The sequence below is a fragment of the Thermaurantiacus sp. genome (assembly GCF_053487655.1).
Window position 1 is genome coordinate 1 of the sequence record NZ_JBRCLD010000025.1, and the last position, 20643, is coordinate 20643.

General features: G+C 66.7%; 20 protein-coding genes and 1 tRNA gene. 13 read left to right on the plus strand and 8 right to left on the minus strand.

What is annotated here, in order from left to right; all coding sequences use genetic code 11:
• Both aceB and ACWIQA_RS02745 read right to left on the minus strand, forming a co-directional pair.
• Window positions 1–1532, minus strand: a 1532-nt coding sequence (gene aceB / locus ACWIQA_RS02740) for a malate synthase A (protein ID WP_448581534.1), incomplete at its 3' end; no start/stop codon positions are given.
• Between the two features lie 14 nt (window positions 1533–1546).
• The gene (locus ACWIQA_RS02745) at window positions 1547–2947 is read right to left on the minus strand and encodes a helix-turn-helix domain-containing protein (RefSeq protein ID WP_448581535.1); all 1401 of its coding nucleotides are present in this window, start codon (window positions 2945–2947) and stop codon (window positions 1547–1549) included.
• 158 nt (window positions 2948–3105) lie between these two features.
• On the opposite strand from ACWIQA_RS02745, the gene aceA reads away from it, so the two are divergent.
• From aceA to ACWIQA_RS02760, 3 genes are all read left to right on the plus strand, one after another.
• Entirely contained in the window at window positions 3106–4386 is a 1281-nt protein-coding gene (gene aceA, locus ACWIQA_RS02750) for an isocitrate lyase (protein ID WP_448581536.1), read from the plus strand.
• Window positions 4387–4490: 104 nt separating this feature from the next.
• The gene (gene proC, locus ACWIQA_RS02755; protein WP_448581537.1) at window positions 4491–5378 is read left to right on the plus strand and encodes a pyrroline-5-carboxylate reductase; all 888 of its coding nucleotides are present in this window, start codon (window positions 4491–4493) and stop codon (window positions 5376–5378) included.
• Window positions 5378–6007, plus strand: coding sequence for a hypothetical protein (locus ACWIQA_RS02760; protein WP_448581538.1), 630 nt, complete (start codon window positions 5378–5380; stop codon window positions 6005–6007). Before proC ends, ACWIQA_RS02760 begins: the two co-directional genes overlap by 1 nt.
• Here ACWIQA_RS02760 and ACWIQA_RS02765 read toward each other — a convergent pair.
• On the minus strand, window positions 5928–6467 hold the full coding sequence (locus ACWIQA_RS02765; protein ID WP_448581539.1) for a MarR family transcriptional regulator: 540 nt from the start codon (window positions 6465–6467) through the stop codon (window positions 5928–5930). The two genes, ACWIQA_RS02760 and ACWIQA_RS02765, sit on opposite strands and share 80 nt — an antisense overlap.
• A gap of 62 nt (window positions 6468–6529) precedes the next feature.
• On the opposite strand from ACWIQA_RS02765, the gene ACWIQA_RS02770 reads away from it, so the two are divergent.
• The 9 genes from ACWIQA_RS02770 (at window position 6530) to ACWIQA_RS02810 (ending at window position 16687) form a co-directional block, all read left to right on the plus strand.
• Window positions 6530–7417 (plus strand): branched-chain amino acid aminotransferase, encoded by an 888-nt coding sequence (locus ACWIQA_RS02770; protein ID WP_448581540.1) that lies wholly within the window; start codon window positions 6530–6532, stop codon window positions 7415–7417.
• A 138-nt stretch (window positions 7418–7555) separates the two neighbouring features.
• Complete coding sequence (locus ACWIQA_RS02775; protein ID WP_448581541.1) at window positions 7556–7795, plus strand: hypothetical protein; 240 nt, start codon at window positions 7556–7558, stop codon at window positions 7793–7795.
• Between the two features lie 79 nt (window positions 7796–7874).
• On the plus strand, window positions 7875–10577 hold the full coding sequence (locus ACWIQA_RS02780) for an SLBB domain-containing protein (RefSeq protein ID WP_448581542.1): 2703 nt from the start codon (window positions 7875–7877) through the stop codon (window positions 10575–10577).
• A gap of 8 nt (window positions 10578–10585) precedes the next feature.
• Window positions 10586–11626, plus strand: a complete 1041-nt coding sequence (locus ACWIQA_RS02785; protein WP_448581543.1) for a glycosyltransferase family 4 protein — start codon at window positions 10586–10588, stop codon at window positions 11624–11626.
• Window positions 11627–11690: 64 nt separating this feature from the next.
• Window positions 11691–11765 (plus strand) — tRNA-Gln (locus ACWIQA_RS02790).
• Window positions 11766–11866: 101 nt separating this feature from the next.
• The gene (locus tag ACWIQA_RS02795; protein ID WP_448581544.1) at window positions 11867–12820 is read left to right on the plus strand and encodes a pyridoxal-phosphate dependent enzyme; all 954 of its coding nucleotides are present in this window, start codon (window positions 11867–11869) and stop codon (window positions 12818–12820) included.
• The gene (locus ACWIQA_RS02800) at window positions 12808–13989 is read left to right on the plus strand and encodes an alanine racemase (protein WP_448581545.1); all 1182 of its coding nucleotides are present in this window, start codon (window positions 12808–12810) and stop codon (window positions 13987–13989) included. The genes ACWIQA_RS02795 and ACWIQA_RS02800 overlap by 13 nt, the downstream gene beginning before the upstream one ends.
• Window positions 13990–14025: 36 nt before the next feature.
• The gene (locus ACWIQA_RS02805) at window positions 14026–15345 is read left to right on the plus strand and encodes an MFS transporter (RefSeq protein WP_448581546.1); all 1320 of its coding nucleotides are present in this window, start codon (window positions 14026–14028) and stop codon (window positions 15343–15345) included.
• 31 nt (window positions 15346–15376) lie between these two features.
• A complete protein-coding gene (locus tag ACWIQA_RS02810) occupies window positions 15377–16687 on the plus strand; it encodes an acyl-CoA dehydrogenase family protein (RefSeq protein WP_448581547.1) in 1311 nt (436 codons plus the stop codon).
• Window positions 16688–16712: 25 nt separating this feature from the next.
• On the opposite strand, the gene ACWIQA_RS02815 is transcribed toward ACWIQA_RS02810, so the two are convergent.
• Genes ACWIQA_RS02815 through ACWIQA_RS02835 form a run of 5 tightly spaced genes read right to left on the minus strand, consistent with a single transcriptional unit; the run spans window position 16713 to window position 19182 of the window.
• A complete protein-coding gene (locus ACWIQA_RS02815) occupies window positions 16713–17030 on the minus strand; it encodes a heavy metal-binding domain-containing protein (protein ID WP_448581548.1) in 318 nt (105 codons plus the stop codon).
• Window positions 17027–17803: an FAD binding domain-containing protein gene (locus tag ACWIQA_RS02820; protein ID WP_448581549.1), complete on the minus strand. Its 777-nt coding sequence runs from the start codon at window positions 17801–17803 to the stop codon at window positions 17027–17029. The genes ACWIQA_RS02815 and ACWIQA_RS02820 overlap by 4 nt, the downstream gene beginning before the upstream one ends.
• Window positions 17800–18279 carry a (2Fe-2S)-binding protein gene (locus ACWIQA_RS02825; RefSeq protein WP_448581550.1) on the minus strand — a complete coding sequence of 160 codons (480 nt, stop codon included), beginning with the start codon at window positions 18277–18279 and terminating at the stop codon, window positions 17800–17802. The genes ACWIQA_RS02820 and ACWIQA_RS02825 overlap by 4 nt, the downstream gene beginning before the upstream one ends.
• Before the next feature lie 14 nt (window positions 18280–18293).
• Window positions 18294–18935 (minus strand): glutathione S-transferase family protein, encoded by a 642-nt coding sequence (locus ACWIQA_RS02830; RefSeq protein ID WP_448581551.1) that lies wholly within the window; start codon window positions 18933–18935, stop codon window positions 18294–18296.
• A 10-nt stretch (window positions 18936–18945) separates the two neighbouring features.
• Entirely contained in the window at window positions 18946–19182 is a 237-nt protein-coding gene (locus ACWIQA_RS02835) for a DUF2312 domain-containing protein (RefSeq protein ID WP_448581552.1), read from the minus strand.
• A gap of 58 nt (window positions 19183–19240) precedes the next feature.
• On the opposite strand from ACWIQA_RS02835, the gene ACWIQA_RS02840 reads away from it, so the two are divergent.
• Window positions 19241–20643: MATE family efflux transporter (locus tag ACWIQA_RS02840; RefSeq protein ID WP_448581553.1), on the plus strand; the 1403-nt coding region annotated here is incomplete at its 3' end.

A 20643-nucleotide genomic window follows, 5' to 3' on the forward strand; every position in this document is an offset into this window, starting at 1 on the left:
TCCTCCGCCAGCACGAGGTCTGTCAAGATGGTTGCCGCCTCCCGATACTTGCCGGCGGCGAAGAAATTGTCGCCGACCTCCCCCTTCCAGACCTCCAGCTGGCGGCCGATCTCGGCGGCGATCAGGTCCGCCGTCACCGTCTCGCCCGAATCGAGCACCACGCCATGGTGGCGCCACTGCCACAGCTGGGCACGGCTGATCTCCGCAGTTGCTGCATCCTCCATGAGATTATGCAGCGGCACCGCCCCCTGGCCCCGGAGCCAGGCGGCGATATAGCCGATCGCCACATTCACGTTCATCGCAAGCCCGGCCGTCGTCCTTGGCCCTTTGCTCGGAGTCGTGAGCGCCTCTTTCGTCACTGTCCCTTCCGGCATGACGTGAAGCTGGTTCGGCCCCGGCATCAGCCGGTCGAACACCTCCATGGCAACCGGCACCAGGGCCGGGTGCGCCACCCAAGTGCCGTCATGGCCGAGCGCTGCCTCGCGCTCCTTGTCGGCTTTGACGGCTGCAAACGCCGCCTCGTTCTTGGCGGGATCGTCCTTGACCGGAATGAAGGCCGACATGCCGCCCATCGCGTGCGCCCCGCGGCGGTGGCAGGTCCGAATCACGTGGCGGGCATAGGAGTCCATGAAGGGCACCGCTATGGTCACGCTCGCCCGGTCTGGCAACACGCGCGCCGGGTCATGCCCAAGCGTCTTGATGAAGCTGAAGATATAGTCCCAGCGCCCGCAGTTGAGCCCGACCACATGGTCGCGAAGCTCGTAGAGGATCTCATCCGCCATGAAGGCGCCGGGCAGCGTCTCGATGAGGACGGTCGCGCGGATGGTGCCAAGCGGCAGCCCCAGCGCGGACTCCGCAGTCACAAACACATCCTTCCACAGCCGCGCTTCCAGATAATGTTCGAGCTTGGGCAAGTAGAAATAGGGCCCCGAGCCCTTGGCAACCAGCGCCTGCGCATTGTGAAAGGCATAGAGCCCGAAATCGACGAGGGCGCCGGCCATCTCCTCGCCATCGACGAGGATGTGCGCTTCCGGCAAGTGCCAGCCGCGCGGCCGGGCAATCAGCACCGCCGTCTCGGCATTGAGCCGGTAGGACTTGCCCTTGTCGTCAAGGGAAATGGTGCCTGCCACAGCATCCCGCAGATTGACTTGCCCCTCGATGATGTTGGCGAAAGTCGGTGCGGTCGCGTCCTCGAGGCAGGCCATGAAGCACCTCGCCCCCGAGTTGAGCGCATTGATCACCATCTTGCGGTCGCAGGGGCCAGTGATCTCGACTCGCCGGTCCTTGAGGTCGGCCGGCGCCGGCCGCACCGTCCAGTCGCCGGCCCGGATCGCCGAGGTCTCGGGCGCGAAGTCGATTGGGTTGCCCTCCCGCCAGCTACGCGCCCGCTCGGCCCGCGCCCGCATGAGCGACTGGCGAGTCGGCTCGTACATCCGGTGCAAGGTGGCAAGGAAGAGCAGCGCGGGTTCGGAGAGGATCTCGCCCCAGCCCTCGCGCAATGCCCCGCGGATTTCCACGCCCGCAACCGCCATCCTCGTCTCCTGTCCTAGAACTCGTAAGGGGTGAGCCCGCGCCCCAGCGGGTCAAGCCGCAAGGCCGCGCCATCGGGCGGTGCTGCACGCTGGCGGCACTGGCGCCGCAGGCAGGCATTGCACGATGGGCCGACTGGTACTGCGCGCGCAGCCGCAAGGTCGGCGCCGGCGGCATAGACAAGCGCTCCGGCATGGTCGAGGGCGCATGCAAGCGCGATCGCGAAGCTCGGCCGCTCGGCGCCCCAGGGGGTCACTTGCGGGCGGACGGTCCGGGCGATGGTGAAGATCTTGGCGCCGCTCTCGTCCTCGGCCACTTGGGTCAGGATCTGGCCGGGCCGGGCGAAGGCCTCGTAGAGCACCCAAAGCGGGCAGCGGCCGCCATCGCGGGCGAAGGGGAGCGGCGCGGCCGACAGCCGCTTTGAGACTTGCCCGGCCCGGTCGGCGCGGAGCATCATGAAGGGAATTCCACGCGCGCCCGGCCGCTGCAGGGTGGTGAGCCGGTGCGCCACCTGCTCGAACCCGGCCGAGAAGCGCGCCTGCAAGAGCTCAAGGTCATAGCCAAGCGCCTCTGCTGCCGCATGGAACCGGCCATAGGGCATCATCAGTGCACCCGCCCAGTAATTGGCAAGATTGAGACGGAGCAGCTGTTCAGCGACAGCGCCTGCAGGTGCGAGTGCTGGCATTGCGGCGGCAACTTCCGCATCGATCAGGCTCCGCGCTTCGAGCTCAGACAACTGGACCGCCAGCTGGAAGGTGCGCGAGGCGCCGTCGAGCGCTTCGGAGAGATGCACCTGCCGGCCATGGAGGTCGAGCCGGCGCAGCCGATCGGGCATCACGTCCAGCGGCAGCAGCCGCACGACGAGGCCGTGACGGGTGCGCAGCCGCTCGCGGATCGCAGCGTCGAGCGACTGGCCTGAGAGCCGCAGCTGGTCGGCAAGCTCTTCCGCATGGGCATCGAGCGCCGGGAAGTGATTAGCGCGCTCAAGAAGGTGCGCTCTGACGGCAGCAAGCGGCGGCGCCGGGGCTTCGACTGCCGGGCCGGCGGCCTCCGCCGTCTCCGCCAGCCGCATGAGCGCAGCGGCAATCGCGGGGTGCTGGTCGGCGAACTCGCGCGCCTCAGCGCGGCTGACCGGCGCCGGCGCATGGCGCTCGAGCAAGCGCACGAGATCGGCTGCCTGGCGGTCGCTGTCTCCGCCCGTCAGCTCACGGATGTCGAGATCATAGGCTTGCGCCAGCCGCAGCAGCACGGCGGCTGTCAGGGGCCGCTGGTTGCGCTCGAGCAAGTTCAAATAGGAGGCAGAGACGCCGAGATTTTCGGCCATCCGCGCTTGGGTGAGGCCGAGCCGCAAACGAAGGCGCCGCAGCCGGCCACCAGCGAACAGCTTGCCCCCGCCTCCAGCCAGAGGCTCTGTCAATTTTTCGACAACTTGACCGACGAAGGCCGTCAATTTCCGACTATCCCACCCGATTTCCTGTCCGGCATGTATGCGTTTGTTGACAGGCGGCGACATGCAGGTCAACCCATGTTGCAGCACAGCAGGCCCGTTCCCGGGCCGCAGCACGGAGCCAGCGCATGTCCCTCACCTTTGAAGACCTCGTCCCTGCCCCCGCCGGTCGTTTCGCCGGGATCGAGCGCCCCTACAGCCCGGCTGACGTCGAGCGGCTGCGGGGTTCCGTTCGCATCGAGTATACGCTCGCCCGCCGCGGTGCCGAAAAGCTCTGGGCGCTCCTCCACGACGAACCCTATGTGAATGCGCTTGGTGCGCTCACGGGCAATCAGGCGATGCAGATGGTCCGCGCCGGTCTCAAGGCCATTTATCTCTCCGGCTGGCAGGTTGCAGCCGATGCCAACACGGCCGGCGCCATGTATCCCGACCAGTCGCTCTACCCTGCCAATGCCGGCCCCGAGCTTGCCCGGCGCATCAACAGGACGCTCCAGCGCGCAGACCAGATCGAGCATAGCGAGGGGGGAGCCCGGCGCGATTGGTTCGTCCCCATTGTCGCCGACGCCGAGGCCGGGTTTGGTGGGCCCTTGAACTGTTTTGAGATCATGAAGGCCTATATCGAGGCTGGGGCGGCAGGTGTCCATTTCGAGGACCAGCTGGCGTCCGAAAAGAAGTGTGGACACTTGGGCGGCAAGGTGCTCATCCCGACGCAAGCCCATATCCGCAACCTTGATGCAGCCCGCCTGGCAGCGGACGTCATGGGTGTGCCCACGCTCCTCGTTGCCCGGACGGATGCGGAGTCAGCAATGCTCTTGACGTCCGACATCGACCCGCGCGACCATCCCTTCCTGACCGGCGAGCGAACCTCTGAAGGCTTCTTCCGCCTGAAGCCCGGCACGGGAGTTGACCATTGCATTCAGCGCGGCCTTGCCTTTGCGCCCCACGCCGATCTTCTGTGGTGGGAAACCTCCAAGCCCAACCTCGAGGAAGCGCGCCGCTTTGCCGAGGCCATCCACAAAGTCTATCCCGGCAAGCTCCTCGCCTACAATTGCTCGCCCAGCTTCAATTGGGAGAAGAATCTGGACAAGGCGACGATCGCTGCCTTCCAGCGCGAGCTCGGCGCCATGGGCTACAAGTTCCAGTTCGTGACGCTCGCCGGCTTCCACAGCCTCAATCATGCCATGTTCGAGCTCGCCCGCGGCTACCGCGACCGCGGCATGGCCGCCTATTCCGAGCTTCAGCAGGCCGAATTTGCAAGCGAAGCCCATGGCTATACGGCAACCCGCCACCAGCGGGAGGTGGGCACTGGCTATTTCGACGCCATCGCCGAGGCCATCTCGGGCGGCCAGTCGTCCACCACGGCATTGAAGGAATCGACCGAAGCGGCTCAGTTCGAGAAGGCCGCCTGAGACCGTCTTCCCGGGGAGGCGCGCCCGCGCGACACGGCTCGCGCGGGCGCTGTCGCGCTGTGCGCCACCTTGTGCCGCCCTTCGGCGCGCCCTAACTGCGCCCTATGGCCTCGCGTCCCTCCGAATCGGCCGCCCGCCTTGCCCGGATCTGGGTGGTGGGGTGCGGCCAGATGGCTGGTGCTCTGGTCGCCCGCTGGCAAGCGAACGGTCTTGCAAAAAAGTCCCTTCTTGCCATTGATCCGGCGCCGCGCGCCCTTCCCGAGGGGGTTGCCCTCGTGCCCACGCTTGCGGATGCTGCTGCCCGCCTGCCCGAGCCGACACTTCTTGTCCTTGGTGTGAAGCCGCAGAATATTGCCGAGGTCGGCCGGGCTTTTGCCGCTCTCGGCCCTGCCGGTGGCCGGCCGCTCCTCCTTTCCATGCTCGCTGGAGTCCGGGTGCAAACCCTTGCCAGCCTCTTCCACGAGCTGCCGGTCGCCCGCATCATGCCCAATCTTCCCGCCCGCGTCGGTGCTGGCGTGACCGCTCTTTATGCGCCAGCGCTTGCGCCCTCTGACCGCGCCGCCATTGACTGGCTGCTGGCTGCTGCCGGCGAGACCGTCACGCTCGAGGAAGAAGGCCGGTTTGATGCTGTCACTGCCCTCTCGGGCTCCGGTCCTGCCTTTCTCTACCGCTTCATCGAAGCGCTTGCTGGTGCCGGCGAGGCCGCCGGTCTTGACTCCGACTTGGCCCAGACCCTCGCCCGTCGCACGATCGAAGGCGCTGCCGCTCTTCTTGCTGCAAGCGCCGATACGCCCGCCGAGCTCCGGCAGAAGGTCACTTCGCCCCATGGCACAACGGAAGCCGGGCTCGACGTGCTCGATGGCGACGGCGCCCTCTCCGCGCTCATGCGGGCAACCGTCCGTGCGGCGGCTGAGCGCGCGCGGGCGCTTGCTGCTGCCGCTGAGACCGATGTCGCTGAGGCAAGGAGCGCACGCGACGTGGTGCGGGCCTGATGGCGCCTGCCTCAGACCTGCTTGAAGCCTGGCTTGCCGTCGTGGCCCGTGACGGCTGGTCGGGCGCGACGATCGCTCTGACTGCGGCACAGGCTGGTCGGCCAGAAACGGAGGTGGCCGAATCCTTGGGTGACAGTTTCGACGCACTTCGCGCCTTCCTCGACTCGGTTGCCACGGCAGCGGCAGCCGCCGCCGCAGCTGCCAGTGGCACTGTCCGCGACCGGCTGTTCGATGGCCTGATGGCCGGCTTTGACATCCTGGCCCGCCATCGCGCAGCCGTTGAAGCGCTGGTTTCGAGCAGCGATCCTCTCGTCTATGCCCTTGCCGCTTCGCGCGCTGGCCCAGCCATGCGCCGCCTCGCCAGCGCGGCTGGAGTTGACATCACGGGCCTTGCCGGCCCGGCGCGCGTTGCCGCGCTTTTGGGCCTTGCTGCCCGCGTCTTCCACGCCTGGCGTCGCGATGACAGCCCCGACATGGCAGCCACCATGGCCGAACTCGACCGGCTTCTCGCCAGGGCCGCCGACGTGGCGGAATCCGGCCTCGTCGCGCTTATCCGCCGGCTGTTTCCCGCCGTCCCTGGGCGGCGCGATCAAGGGCGAGGACAAGCGCGCGATCCTGCGGCGGAATGAGACCGAGCAAAACCGCCCAGAAGCCCGAGACGGCCTCCTGCCCGGCCTGGGCATAGGCGCCAGCCACACGCTCGCGCAGCGCCTCGAACAGCTCCGCCTCCAGCCTGGCGCCGGCATCCGTCAACCGCAGCCGCCGCTGCCGGCGATCCTGCTCGCCTACTCGGCTTTCGACCAGCCCTTCGCGGACCAGATCGGCCAGCACGCGCGACAGCGACTGCTTGGTGATCGCCAAGAGCCGCAGCAAGTCAGAGACGGCAAGCCCCGGCTGGCGGGCGATGAAATAGAGCGCCCGATGATGGGCACGCCCAAGGCCCCGGCCAGCGAGGATCCGGTCGGCCCCCCGGATCATGCTGGCGTAGCCGAAATAGAGGAGCTCCACGCCGCGCCGCACTTCCGCGTCGCGGAGAAACAGCGGCGAAGCCGCAGTCGAAGCCGGCAGCGGACGAGATGCGTCAACCATATTGACCTATATTGCACTGCCATGATAGCGCGCGCAAGCCAGAGAAAGGAGCTGGAAAACGGATGGTGGCAAGCAGTTTCGATGATCGCGATGGCACCATCTGGATGGATGGCCGGCTCGTGCCCTGGCGGCAAGCAAGCGTCCATGTCCTCACCCATGCCATGCACTATGCGAGTGCCGTCTTTGAAGGCCAGAGGGCCTATGGGGGAGAGATTTTCGCGCTGACGAAGCATTCCGAGCGGCTTGTACGCTCGGCCGAACTTCTTGGCTTTTCCATCCCCTGGAGCGTTTCTGACATCGATGCCGCTTGCCGCGCGACCCTGGCGGCTTCTGGCCTCGCCGACGCCTATGTGCGCCCGATCGCCTGGCGCGGCAGCGAGCAGATGGGGGTGGCAGCACCCAATGCGCGCATCCACCTCGCCATCGCCTGCTGGGAATGGGGGGCCTATTTCGGCGAGGCAGCGCTTGCTAAAGGCCTCCGGCTCGATCTTGCCCCCTGGCGGCGGCCGGCGCCCTACACGGCGCCGACCGAATCGAAGGCCGCCGGCCTTTACATGATCTGTACGCTCTCCAAGCATCGTGCCGCCGACCGCGGCTTTGATGACGCCCTCATGCTCGACTGGCGCGGCCAAGTTGCCGAAGCCACAGGGGCCAATATCTTCTTTGTGAAAGACGGTGTGCTGCACACGCCTGTGCCTGACTGCTTCTTGAATGGCATCACCCGGCAAACTGTCATCGCACTCGCGAAAGAGCGCGGCATCGACGTCATCGAACGGGCGATCTGGCCTGAGGAGTTGGAAAGCTTCCAGCAATGCTTCCTGACCGGAAGCGCAGCCGAAGTCACACCGGTTGGCAGCATTGGCCCCTGGTCGTTCGAAGTGGGAGCGCTCACCCGCCAGCTGATGCGCGACTACGCCCAACATGTCCGGGGGCAGCGGCCGAACAGCTGAGCCGCGCGTCGGCGCGACGAGCGGTTGGTGGTTCACGACAAGCAGCCGCAATGGTTGCTTCTTGGCCTGTCTCGCGACCGCAACATCGACTAGCTAGGCGCTGCAGGGCGAGTGAGACGTCAGGGAAGCCGGACCAGCATGACGCGTCATGAAGCCTTCACCAGCCCAGAACTTCAGACCATCCGCCGCAACCGGTCCATCCGATTTTTGCTTGAGTCCCTTGCCGTGCTCGTGGTGGCGACGCTCCTCATCCTTGTGCCGTCGACTGCGCGCTCGCCTGGGGCTGTCGCTGGCACCAAATCGCAGGCGGCGTTCACTGCGGTTGATGAGCTTGCAGCACGGGAAGTCGAGGTGCAGCGCGCGCGCCGTCTTGGCTGACCGGCGATTCCTGGCCGGGTTCGCGGTTGACCCCTCAAAATGAGCTTCCTAAAGCCGCCGCCAGAAAAGGGGTAAGGCGTTGCCGAAGCTGATCCGCGTCTGGCACGTGCCGGTGCACGCGCTCTTGCGTCTTGCCATTCTGCCGGTGGCAGCTGCTGCCCAGGCGCAGGCCATCGACCCCGAGGCCCTGCGGAGCATCCAGCGGTCGCTCGGTGCCGGTGAGACCACGGTCATTGAACGCCCCGTGGAGCCTTCCCGCGCTCCGGGCAGCGATGCTGGCGGACAAATCGTGGGGGGGGCTCCCGTCGTCGTTGATACGCTGGAAGAGCAGCAGCTTCGTCGCGCGCGCGCGCGCAGCGGTCTTGAAGCCCTTTACACGCCAACTGCTGTTGAGCGCGACTTCCGCGTCCGCCTTGGTGACAGCAGTCTGCGCCAATTCGGCTATGATGTCCTCCAGGCCGCACCGGCGCCGACCGGCGGCCGCACCGGCGCCGTCTCCGACAGCTATGTCCTTGGAATCGGAGACGAGGTCCAAGTCGTGTTCCGTGGTGCCACAAACGACAGCCGGACGGCCCGGGTGGACCGCGATGGCCGTCTTATCGTTGGCCAGCTCCGCCCCATCCAGGCCGCCGGCCGCACGCTCGCCGCCGTCAGGGCTGAAGTCCAGGCCGAGACTCGTGCCACCCTTCTTGCAACCGATGCCTTTGTCTCGGTCGGCCAGGTCCGCGCCATCAGCGTGTTCGTGGGCGGTGAAGTCGAGCGGCCCGGCCAGTATCAGCTCTCCTCGCTCGCTGATGTCGCAACCGCCATTGCCCAGGCCGGCGGTGTGCGCCGAACCGGGACGCTGCGCCAGCTGCGCCTGGTCCGCGCTGGCGGCGGCACAGTCCTCGTCGATCTCTATCCCTTCCTCGGGATTGGCGCACCCACCACCCTCTTGCTGCGCGATGGCGACCGAATCATCGTGCCCGTCATCGGCCAGACCGTCGCAGTCACTGGGGCCGTCGCCCGTCCTGGCATCTATGAGCTGCGTGGGCCCGCCTTGGCGCGTGACGTCATCGCCTATGCCGGGGGCCCGCTGCGGGGCCGAGGCGCGGACATTGTCATTTCCCGCATCAGTGCCGATGGTGCTGAGCGGTTCTTGCGCGGGGTCGGGCGTGAAGCGCGAGTCCAGGCCGGTGATGCGCTCATCCTCGTCGGGCTTTCGGCTGGTGGTCCGGTCGGCCGGGTCGCGCTCTTGGGCCATGTTGACAACGCCGGTCCCCGGCCGCTTGCAACTGCCCGCACCGTTGCCGAACTGGTCGGCCCGATCGAGCTGCTCCGGCCAGGTACCTATCAGGCCGCCGCCATCCTCGAGCGTGTCGAACCCGGCACGGGTGCCCGCCTCTTTGAGACTGTCAATTTGGCGCGCGAGCTGCGCGGCCTTACCTCCACCCCTTTGCGCAACCAGGATCGGCTGTTCCTGTTCGCGCGCAGTGATATCGCCTTTCTCAACAGCTTGGCCGTCCGCACCGTGGTGCTGGGCGAGCAGAACCCGCTGCCGCAATGCAGCTCGCTCACCCGCCTCTCGCAGTTGGTGCGCGATACCCGTTCGGCCCGATTTGCCGTTGCCACGCGCGGCAGCCTCGTCGTCCGTGCTGGAGCAGGCCAGGCGGCAATTGGTGCTGCCGGAGTCGGGCTGGAAGATGTCGTTCGCGATACTGCCATCCTCCAGCGCGGCATGGATGCGGCCGCGACACCTTGCCCCGCCATTTTTGAGCAGGAGGTCGAGCTCCTTCCCGTCCTTCTTGAAAACAGCGTCGCAGTGACTGGCGCCGTCCGCCAGCCCGGCGCCTATCCCGTCGCTGGCAGTGCGACGGCTTTCGAGCTGATGGCGCTCGCCGAGGGCCTGGTGCCTGGCACGGTCGATCTTTCGCTCGATGTGACCCGCGCCATTGATGGCAGCTTTGAGACACTCAGTCTCGGTGACGACGACATGCGCCTTTCGCAAGTGCAGCTTGCAGTCGGAGACGATGTTCGCTTCAATGGCCGCCAGCCGAGTTTCGAAAGCTCCGCCGTCCTGGTCTCAGGCGAAGTGGTCCGCCCGGGTCTCTATACGATTCGCAAGGGCGAGACGCTTTCCCAGCTTCTGGCCCGTGCTGGTGGCCTCACGGAACACGCCTACCCCTATGGCGCCATCTTCACGCGCCAGCGGGTCCGTGTCGCCGAGCAGGAAGGCTATCGCCGCACGGCACGCGAGCTCAACAACAGCCTGCTTGCCATTACCGCCCGTTCGGAAAGCCGCGGCACCGAGGGGCTCCAGGGCGCTGCTGCCCTCATCCAGCTCCTTGCCAATGCCGAAGCGACTGGCCGGGTCGTTGTCGAAGCCGATCCGCGCGTGCTTGCCATCCGTCCTGATCTCGATACGCTTCTTGAGGCGGGCGATAGCATCTCGATACCGCGCCGGCCCAATTTCGTCCTTGCCCTCGGCGATCTCCTGAACCCCGGCGCCCTTCAGTTCGTCGACGGCAAGACCGCGCAGTCCTATATCCGCGACGCTGGCGGCACGCTTGCAACTGCCGATGACGGTCGCGCCTATGTCGTCTTGCCCAATGGTGTTGCCCAGCCAATCCGTTCCGGCCTCTGGGCCGGGCGCAATGCCATCACGCCACCGCCGGGCAGCACGGTCGTGGTGCCGAAGAACATCGACCCGCTCTACCGGCTCTCCATCTTCCGCGACGTCTCCACAATCATTGCCAACCTCGCGGTCTCGGCAGCGACTATCGGCGTGCTGGCCACCAACTGACGCTGGGCATGTCGATTTCGGTTGCGTCCCTTGCTGCCTTCACCGTCGGCGCTCTCGTCGCCCTCGTGATCGCCCTCAATGCCGACACCATCGGCCGCCGCCTCGGCCTGCTCGACGTTCCCGATCCCGCTGGCGGTCGCAAACTCCATGCCCGAGTCACGCCGCTGGTGGGCGGTCTTGCCGTCCTGTTGGCAACGCTCGCCGGCCTGCTCTTCCCCGGAGTCGGTGCCGGCCTTGACCGCATCTGGTTTGCCATTGCAGCGATTGGCATGTTTGCAACCGGGATCGCTGATGACCGTTTCGGCCTGACCGCCCCGTTCCGCCTCCTCTTCGCGACGGGTCTCCTTGCCCTCACGCTCATCCAGGTGCCCGGCTTCCGCCTCGACTTCCTCCTGTTTGAAGGCCAGGAGCAGCTGCTCGTCTTGCCCCTGCTGGGCGGAATTGGCTTTACTCTCCTTTGCCTCATCGGCTTTCTGAACGCCGTCAACATGGCAGATGGCAAGGATGGCCTCGTCATCGGCCAGGCCATCATCTGGGCCCTCCTGCTGATGGTCCGCCTGCCGGGCGAGCAGATGCCGCTGGTCGCGGCGATTGCTGGCGCCCTCGTCATCCTGTTTGCCTTCAACATGAAGGGCCGGCTGTTCCTCGGCGACAGTGGCAGCTACGGCCTTTCCGCCATCTTCGGCCTCCTTGCCATTCACGCCTGGAACCAGGGATTTGCCGACATGCGCGCGTCCGATGTCGCCCTCATCTTCGCGCTTCCCGTCTATGACACGATCCGCCTCATCCTCCACCGCGTCGCCTCGGGAAAAACGCCCTTCACCCCCGGGCGCGACCATCTTCACCACTATCTTTATGCCCGCTGGGGCTGGCCTCGCCCGCTTCCCTGGGTCCTCCTTCTCGTTGCCATCCCCAATCTTGGCGCCCTTCTCATGCCGGGCACGGCAACCGTCTGGCTTGCCGTCACGTTGGCCGGTTATTTCGTCCTGCTCTGGGCTGCCACGCGAGCCCCGTTTCCTGCCGGGCGCACGCCCCACCCGCGCGGCTGATCGGCTCTGAAAGGGCTTGGCAAGGCGGTCGGCGCGAGGCTAAAGCGCCCACTCCCCGCCGGATTGGGGTGTAGCCAAGCGGTAAGGCAGCGGTTTTTGGTACCGCCATTCCTAGGTTCGAATCCTAGCACCCCAGCCAGGCGGGGCATTCTCTCGCCTTGCGCCCCGAATCGGGAGAGGAGACAAGAGCTTGGCCCTGTGCTAGCGCCTCCCCGGGAGAGCAGGGGGCAAAGCCGATCTGTGAAACCGCCACCGCTTGCCGAGGATATCGAGGCCGCGCACGCGCGCATCGCGCCGCACATTCACCGCACACCGCTCCTGACCAGCCGCAGCCTCGACCACGCGACTGGAGCCAGCCTTCACTTCAAGTGCGAGAATTTCCAGAAGACGGGCAGTTTCAAGGTGCGCGGCGCCACCAACGCCGTCCTCAGCCTGCCCCAGGATGCCGCAGCGGTTGCAACCCACAGCTCGGGCAACCACGCCGCCGCCCTCGCCTTTGCTGCCCGGATGCGCCGGCTTGCAGCCTATCTCGTCATGCCTGAGACCGTGTCCATGGCCAAGAAGGCTGCAGTCGAGGCTTATGGCGGCATGATCATCTCCTGCGCCCCCACGCTCGCGGCGCGCGAGGAGGCTGCCGCCCGCGTTGTCGGCGAAACCGGTGCAACGCTTATCCCGCCCTTCGATGACCCCCGCGTCATCGCCGGTCAGGGCACGGCAGCAGTCGAGCTCATCGCTGACGCCCCGGCGCCACTTGACATCCTCCTCGTTCCCGTCGGCGGGGGCGGCCTTCTTGCCGGCACCCTTCTTGCCGCTTCCGCCCACGCCCCGCGCGCTGCCGTCATTGGCGTCGAGCCGGAAGCGGCCGACGATGCCGCCCGGGGCTTCCGCACCCGCACGCTCCAGCCGCAAGTGCTTCCAGTCGCAACGATCGCCGATGGCGTGACCACCGCCATGAGCCCCATGACCTTTGAGATCATGTGCTGGCTCGCCCAGGATATCGTGACCGTCTCGGAAGCCGCGATTGCCGCCGCGATGCGGCAGATCTGGGAGCGTCTCAAGATCATCGTCGAGCCGAGCTCCGCGCTTCCGCTTGCTGCCATCCTCGAAGGCAAGGTCCAAGTGGAAGGCCGGCGTGTCGGTCTCATCTTGACTGCCGGCAACGTCGATCTCGAGCGGCTGCCGTGGAGCTGCTGACCACCTTCCTCACCCGCCTGGCGCCGCCAGCAACACCGGCGCTCATCGTCCGCCGCGCTGCGCTCGAAGCCAATCTCGCTGCCATGCAACGGGCCTGCAACGCCGCCGGAGTCCGCCTTCGCGCCCATGGCAAGATGCACAAGGCAAGCGGAATCGGCCGCCTCCAGGTCGCCGCCGGCGCCGTCGGCCTCTGCTGCCAGACCGTCGGCGAGGCCGAAGCCTTTGCGTCGGGCGGAGTGGCTGACCTGCTCGTGACCGCGCCCGTCCCGCCCTGGGGCGCAGATCGCCTCGCACGTCTTGCTTCCTCAGGCGCCCGAATTGCCGCCGTTGCCGACAGCGCCGTCCAGATCGACCGCCTCGCCGCCGCTGCGACCGCCGCCGAAACCCGCCTCGGCTGCCTTATCGACGTCGATCTTGGCCAGCGCCGCACGGGGATTGCCCCCGAAGCTGCACCGGCGCTTGCGGTCCGCGCTTCTGCTCTCTCGTCGCTTCGGTTCGAGGGCCTGCAATGCTATCTCGGCCATCTCCAGCACCTGCCTGATCCGGACCGGGCAAAGGCCCATGGCGCTGCCATGACCGAGCTCGCTGCCCTCGTCGCCACGCTCCGCGCCGCCGGCCTCGCACCCGCAACCGTAACCGGCGGGGGCACCGGGACAGCTGCCCTCGACCTTGCCTCGGGCATTTTCACCGAGCTCCAGGCCGGCAGCTACGCCTTCATGGATGTCCAGTATGCCGAGGCTGGCGTAAGCTTCACACCGGCCCTCTTCCTTGCTGCAACCGTCGTCTCCGCCAACCACAAGAGCCATGTGACAGTCGATTGCGGTCTGAAGGCGCTTGCTGCGGATGGCCCGCTGCCCCGGGTCGTCGCGGGCGCGGCCGAAGGCAGCCGCTTTGCCTTCATGGGCGACGAGCATGGCGCCATCCTCCACCCCGCTGCTCTCCCGCACTTCGCCAAGACTCGGGATCCGCTCGCCTTCGCCGCCGCCGTCGCCCGGCTCGACTGCGATCCCGCCTTCCCCCGGTTTGCCGATGCGCCAGCCGAAGGTGCCCTAATCTGGCTCCAGCCCGGCCATGTCGATCCCACCGTCAATCTCCACGCCACCTTGCATCTTGCGGACGAAGACGGCAGGCTCGAGACGGTAGCAATCGATGCTCGGCGCCAGTCCTGATGCCAGCGCTGATGCGCCGGGCGTGACGGGCAGGTCGTGACCGAAAGGAGCGGCCGGCTCCGCCGCGGCGAACTTGCCTGGACTTTGACGGAAGCGGCCAACGAACCCTTCTTCAACCTCGTCATCCGCTACGTCTTCGCCCCCTATTTCGCTGCCACGCTAGCTGCCGGCACCGCGGCAGGCACCAGTCTTTGGGCCTATGCGGTTGGTGCCTCCGGCCTTGCCATCGCACTTCTCGCCCCCCTGACGGGCGCCATCGCCGATTCGGGCGCGCGCCTGAAACCCTGGCTCGCCGCTGCCGGGCTGGTCACGGCGTCAGCCGCCGGCCTGCTCTGGTTCGGTGTTCCCGGAACCCCTCTGCTTGCCATTGCCGCGCTCGTCTTCGTCGCTGGCATTGCCGCTGAGCTTGTCAACATGTTCGCCAACAGCCTGCTCGCCGTCGCCGGCAGCCGCGAGCGGCTTGGCTTCCTCTCCGGCCTTGCCTTCGGCCTTGCGCAAGCGGCCGGCCTCGTCGTCCTTCTTGTTACCCTCTGGCTCACCCGCCTTGACAGCTCCGTCCCCCATCTCGCCGACCGCATGGCCGGTCCGCTCGCGGCTGCTGCCGTCCTGCTCTGCCTTGGCCCCTATCTCCTCGTCGGGCCCGACCGCGCACCTGCACCCGGCCAGCGGCTTTCGCTGGGCAAGGGCCTTGCTGACCTCAAGGCTTTGCTTGCGCAAGCGTGGCAGGCGCCGCCGTTGCGCACCTTCCTCCTCGGGCGCATGTTCGCGGCCGACGGCATGGCCGTCGTCTTCGCCTTCGGCGCCGTCCTTGCTGGCCTCACCTTCGGATGGAAGGCGCGCGAGCTCGCCCTGTTTGGCTTCGTCATTACCATCTTCGGAGTCGCCGGCGGGCTTGTCGGTGCCTTCCTCGACCGCAGGCTCGGCGCCCGGCGCTTGACCCTCCTTGGCGTGGCACTCATTATGCTTGGCACTGTCTCGGTCGTGCTGACTGATGAAGTGCGCCTGTTCGGCGTTGCAACAGGAGTTGCACTCGGAAGACCGCTTGCCAGTCCGCAGGAATGGGGCTTCCTCGGAGCCGGCGCGCTCATCGCCGCGGGTGCCGCCTTCGCGGTTGCCGGCATGCGCACCATGATGGCGAACCTCGCTCCGCCTGACCGGCTGGCGAGCTACTTCGGCCTCTATGCTTTCGTCGGCAAGGCAACGGCCTTCGTCGGCCCCTTCCTGGTCGGCCTTGTCACCCAGTGGACGGGCTCGCTCCGGCCCGGAATTGCCGTTGCACTCGCCTTTCTTTGCATCGGCTTCCTCCTGCTCCGCAAGACAGGCTCGCAAAAGCCGCTATTGGCGCCCCGCGCGTGAAGGCGCAGGAAGGGGAGAAAGGAGAGCCCCGATGGATTTCGACTTGCCCGCCGACTTGCTCGCCTATCTTGCCGAGCTCGACGCCTTCATCGAGGCGGAGATCAAGCCCCTCGAAGCGGCTGATGACAATATCCGTTTCTTTGACCATCGCCGCGAATGGGCCCGGACTGACTTCGACAACGGCGGCCTGCCGCGCAAGGAATGGGAGGCGCTACTCGCCGAGGCGCGCCGCCGCGCCGACCGCGCTGGCCACTATCGCTTCGCCATGCCGCGCGAATACGGCGGCAAGGACGGCTCAAACCTGTGGATGGCCGTCATTCGCGAGCATCTGGCGGCCAAGGGCCTCGGGCTCCACAATGACTTGCAGAACGAGCATTCGATCGTCGGCAACAACCCCTTCATCCTCATGTTCCGCGACTTTGGCACGCCCGCCCAGCAGGCCGAATTCATTGAGGGGATGCTGCGCGGCGAGAAGCGGATCACCTTTGGTCTCACTGAGCCCAACCATGGCTCGGATGCGACCCACATGGAAACCCGCGCAGTCCCGGAGGTGCGCGACGGCATCGCCGGCTTCCGGATCGACGGCGAGAAGATGTGGACGACGGGAATGCATGTCGCAACCCACTGCGCCCTCTTTGCCCGCACGTCCGGCCAGGATGGCGACGCCGCCGGCATCACCTGCTTCCTCGTGCCGGCCAATGCACCAGGTGTGAAAATCGAGGAGTATCTCTGGACCTTCAACATGCCGACCGACCACCCGCGCGTCTCCTTCACGAACGTGTGGGTGCCAGAGAGCGCGATCTTCGGGCCCTTGGGCGGCGGGCTCGCGCTTGCCCAGCATTTCGTCCACGAAAACCGCATCCGTCAGGCTGCAAGCTCGCTTGGGGCGGCAAGCTACTGCATCGAGGAATCGGTGAAATATGCCCGCGCCCGGAAACCGTTCGGAAAGCCGCTTGCGGAGAACCAGGCGATTCAGTTCCCGCTGGTCGAGCTTGCAACCCAGTGCGAGATGCTGCGTCTCCTCATCCGCAAGACGGCCTGGGAAATGGACCGGATGTCGAAGCCCGAAGTTGAGAAAAAGCTCTCCGACAAGGTCTCGATGTGCAACTACTGGGCCAACCGCCTCGTCTGCGAGGCTGCGGATCGCGCAATGCAAGTCCATGGCGGCATCGGCTATTCGCGCCACAAGCCATTCGAGCATATCTACCGTCACCACCGCCGCTACCGGATCACCGAGGGCTCAGAGGAAATCCAGATGCGCAAGGTCGCGGCCTGGCTCTTCGGCTATCTCGGCCCCAGGCGCGCGCAGTTTAGGGCCGAGCTTCGGCAGGCAGCGGAGTAGGCAGTCTTCCGCGGGGAACCTGTTCCTAGAGGATAACCGCCGTCCCGGTCGCGGTGACCATGAGGATGGAGCCGCGTGCGCCAACTGACTCATAGTCAAGGCTGACGGAGACGACGGCATTGGCGCCGAGCTTCTCGGCTTCGGCGGCAATCTCTTGGAGCGCAGTTTCGCGGGCGTTGCGCAGCACCTCCTCATAGGCGCCAGCACGCCCGCCGACGATGTCGCGCACGGTCGCGAAGAGGTCGCGGAACAGGTTGGCGCCGACCACCGCCTCGCCAGCAACGAGGCCCAGATATTCGCGGATCGGCCGGCCCTCGATAGTCGGCGTAGACGTCACAATCATGCCTCGATCTCCCTCAAAGCGCGGGTGAGCATCACGCCAGCAAGGTGGGCGCGATAGTCAGCCGACGCATGGATGTCGGAGTTGAGGTCCTCGCGCGCAAGCGGCGGCACAGGCGCGCCAGCGGCGATCGCGGCCTCGGCCTCGGTCCAGCGGAACACCGAGTAGGCAACACCCGTCACAGCCACTCGAACGCCTTCCGGAAAGCGAGCGATCGCAACGCCAGCCAAGGCATAGCGCGAGGCAGGGTGGCGGAACTTGTGATAGGCAAAGCGCTCAGGCACGCGGAACTGGACTGCGGTCAAGATCTCCCCGTCGCCCAGCGCAGTTGCAAACATGCCCTGGAAAAAGTCATCGGCAGCATGGCTCCCTTCGCTTGTCTCGATGACAGCGTCGAGCGCAAGCGTGGCGGCAGGATAATCGGCCGCTGGATCATTGTTGGCGAGGCTCCCGCCCAGTGTGCCGCGCCGGCGGACCTGTGGGTCGCCGATGCCAGCGGCAAGGCGGGCAAGCCCCGGAATGGCGGCTGCCACCACGGGCGAGGAAGCGACATCGGCATGGCGGGCCATGGCGCCAATGATAAGCCGATCGTCATCACGCTTGATGGAATCAAGACCAGGCACGCCAGAGAGGTCAACGAGCGTCTCAACAGCGCGCAGGCCCGATTTCATGGCAGGAAGGAGCGTGTGGCCGCCTGCGAGGAAGGCGGCGTCACCGACAAAGGCGCGGCGGGCGGCATCAAGGCTTGTCGGCCTTGCAAGCGTAAAGGGGGTCATGCGCCCTCCTGCAAAAGACCGGCTTCGGCCATGGCGCGCGCGCCCTGGCGAATGGCAGAAACAATATTCTGGTAGCCGGTGCAACGGCAGAGATTGCCTTCGAGCTCGTGGCGGATTGTCGCCTCGCAGACGTCGGGCCCGTGGGTGCGGGCAATTGCGATGCCCGTCATCACCATGCCGGGCGTGCAGAAGCCGCACTGGAGGCCATGGGCAGCCTTGAACGCCGCCTGCATCGGGTGCAGCGCCTCCGGCGTGCCAAGCCCTTCGATGGTGACCACTTCCGCCCCGGCACAGCTTGCGACCAGCACCGTGCAGGCTTTCACCACCTCGCCATCGACCATCACATGGCAGGCGCCGCATTGGCTCGTGGTGCATCCCACATGCGTTCCTGTAAGCCCCAGATCCTCGCGCAGCCAGTCCACCAGCAGCCGGTGGTCGGGCACGTCTGCCGCGCGCTCGACTCCATTGACTCGCATCTGCCCCTCCTTCCTCAAGCCGCCTTGGGGGCCATGAAGGCGGCAAGCGCCGCCCCCTGTTCCGCGACCATCCGCCGGCCCTCGTCGCTTGCCCTGGCCCGTGCCCACCACGCCTTGAGGCCAGGGTGTGCGTCGAGCAGCTTCGCCGTGCCGAAGGTGCCGTCAAAGGCGTCCAAAAAGAAGAAGACCGGCATCAGCGTCGCATCGGCAAGGCTTGGTGTGTCGCCGGCCGCCCAGGCGGTGTCTGCGCCGCGCAGCGCCTCAAGCTGGCCGAGCGCATTGCTGAGCGCCTCGAGCGCCGCCGGCACCGCTTCCGGGTTGTCCCGCGCCCGGAAGATGGGGGTGAGCGCGGGTGCGAGATAGAGGTCCGCAAAGCGGGCAAGAAGCCGCGCCTTCGCCCGGGCCTTCGCGTCACCAGGAAGGAGGCTGGGGCCTTCCAGCACCTCTTCAAGATATTCGGCAATCACTGCTGATTCGGGGAGGTGGAAATCGCCATCGGCAAGGCAGGGCATCTTCCCGATCGGGTTCATCGCCAGATAGGCCGGCGACTTGAGCCCGCCTTCCGGCATCGCAACCGGCAAGTCATGGCCCTTCAATCGGGCAGCAAGCACTGCCCGCATGACATAGGGTGACAAGAGACTGCCATAGACTCGCATTCTTCTCTCCTCAGCCAAGCCCCAGGGCCGCCTTGTAGGTCTCAAGCAGCGCCTCTGCTTCGGCTCGCTTGTGGCTGTCCATGCGGCGCAGGCGGATGATCGCGCGCATCGTCTTCGGGTCATAGCCTTGGCCTTTGGCTTCGGCATAGACTTCGCGGACTTGGGCCATGACAGCGGCCTTCTCTTCTTCGAGCGTCTCGATCCGCTCGATGAACTGGCGCAGATGCTCGGAGGCGACGGTGGTCATGGGCGGCCGCCTAGCCCGCCGCCTTTCGCCCGGCAATGGCTTCGCCTATGCCGCATCCATGGATGCGCCGCCCCCAGCCAGCCGGACCGGTGCGCCTCCTGCAGCGTCCCCTGCCACTTCTCCTGCTGCTGCGCCAGGCGCGCCGGCGGGCACGCTCGGCGAACTGCTGCGGCTTGCCGGGCCGGTCATGGTCTCGCGCCTGGGCATTATGGCGATGGGCGTTACCGATGCGATCGTCGTGGGCCGACATTCGGCAGTCGAGCTCGGCTACCATGCGCTTGGCTGGGCGTTGACCTCCATCGTCCTCGTCGGCGGGATCGGGCTGCTCGTGGGCACACAGGTCTTGACTGCACGCCACCGCGGCGCCGGCCGGCCGGAGCGCACCGGCGCCGTTTTGCAGCGGGGAATCGGCCATGCGCTCGTCATCGGGCTCGTCTCGACGACCGCGCTGCTGCTCCTTGGCCCGCCAGCCCTTGCCTTCGCGCTCGAGGCCGAACTTGCCCGCGGCGCCGCGGCCGCCATGGCCATCTTCGCACTTTCGCTCACTCCCTATCTCGTGGCGGATGCGCTCATCTTCTGGTTCGAGGCGCATGAGCAGCCACAAAAGCCCGCAATTGCGCTGTGGCTTGCGAATGCTGTCAACCTGGCGTTGGCGCTGTGGCTGGTGCCCGGCTACGCGCCCTTTGGCGTGGAAGGCGCGGTTGGCGCTGGCTGGGCAACGCTTGGTGCGCGCAGTTTCCTCATGCTGACGCTCTTCGTGATGCTCGTCGCCTGGGCTCCGGCGCGCGGCTTCGGCGCGTTCCGCCGCCACCCGCCAAACCCGGCCGAAGCGCGCGAGCAGCGGCGCCTCGGCTATGCGGCCGGTGCGTCCTACGTGATGGAAGGCGGGGGCTTCTCGCTTCTCAATTTCATTGCCGGGCAAATCTCGGCGCTGACGGTCGCGGCCTGGGCGGTCGTTGGCAATGTCGCGGCCGTCGTCTTCATGGCGCCCTTGGGAATCGCGACTGCAACCGCCGTCCTTGTCGCCCGCTCGGTTGGCGCCAGGCATCTGCCCGGCGTGATCCGCGCCTTCAACCTCGGCATGGGCGCAGCCCTTGCGCTTCTCGCCGCCATCTCGGTGCTGCTATTCCTGGGCTCCGGCCCGCTTTCGCGTCTCTACACGGGGGATCCGCAAGTCCTTGCCACCCTCCCTGGAGCACTTGCGCTTGGCGCCCTCTTCTTCATGGCTGACGGAGCGCAGGTGGTTGCCGCCAATGCGCTCCGCGCCCGCGGCGACATCTGGTTTCCGACCATCATGCACGCTGTCTCCTACATTGCGGTCATGCTGCCGCTCGCCTGGCTGCTGGCCATCACGCTCGGCCTCGGGCTCAACGGGATCCTCTGGGCCGTCATCGTGGCGAGCTTCCTTTCGGCGGCGATGCTGTGGTGGCGGTTCCGCGCGCTCGGCGACCGGATGGCGGA

Bases quoted from the DNA above. Each gene is read 5' to 3' on its own strand.
- aceA (WP_448581536.1), top strand. From the start codon at position 3,106: ATGTCCCTCACCTTTGAAGACCTCGTCCCTGCCCCCGCCGGTCGTTTC.
- proC (WP_448581537.1), top strand. From the start codon at position 4,491: ATGGCCTCGCGTCCCTCCGAATCGGCCGCCCGCCTTGCCCGGATCTGG.
- ACWIQA_RS02760 (WP_448581538.1), top strand. From the start codon at position 5,378: ATGGCGCCTGCCTCAGACCTGCTTGAAGCCTGGCTTGCCGTCGTGGCC.
- ACWIQA_RS02765 (WP_448581539.1), bottom strand. From the start codon at position 6,467: ATGGTTGACGCATCTCGTCCGCTGCCGGCTTCGACTGCGGCTTCGCCG.
- ACWIQA_RS02770 (WP_448581540.1), top strand. From the start codon at position 6,530: ATGGTGGCAAGCAGTTTCGATGATCGCGATGGCACCATCTGGATGGAT.
- ACWIQA_RS02775 (WP_448581541.1), top strand. From the start codon at position 7,556: ATGACGCGTCATGAAGCCTTCACCAGCCCAGAACTTCAGACCATCCGC.
- ACWIQA_RS02785 (WP_448581543.1), top strand. From the start codon at position 10,586: ATGTCGATTTCGGTTGCGTCCCTTGCTGCCTTCACCGTCGGCGCTCTC.
- ACWIQA_RS02810 (WP_448581547.1), top strand. From the start codon at position 15,377: ATGGATTTCGACTTGCCCGCCGACTTGCTCGCCTATCTTGCCGAGCTC.
- ACWIQA_RS02815 (WP_448581548.1), bottom strand. From the start codon at position 17,030: ATGATTGTGACGTCTACGCCGACTATCGAGGGCCGGCCGATCCGCGAA.
- ACWIQA_RS02820 (WP_448581549.1), bottom strand. From the start codon at position 17,803: ATGACCCCCTTTACGCTTGCAAGGCCGACAAGCCTTGATGCCGCCCGC.
- ACWIQA_RS02825 (WP_448581550.1), bottom strand. From the start codon at position 18,279: ATGCGAGTCAATGGAGTCGAGCGCGCGGCAGACGTGCCCGACCACCGG.
- ACWIQA_RS02830 (WP_448581551.1), bottom strand. From the start codon at position 18,935: ATGCGAGTCTATGGCAGTCTCTTGTCACCCTATGTCATGCGGGCAGTG.
- ACWIQA_RS02835 (WP_448581552.1), bottom strand. From the start codon at position 19,182: ATGACCACCGTCGCCTCCGAGCATCTGCGCCAGTTCATCGAGCGGATC.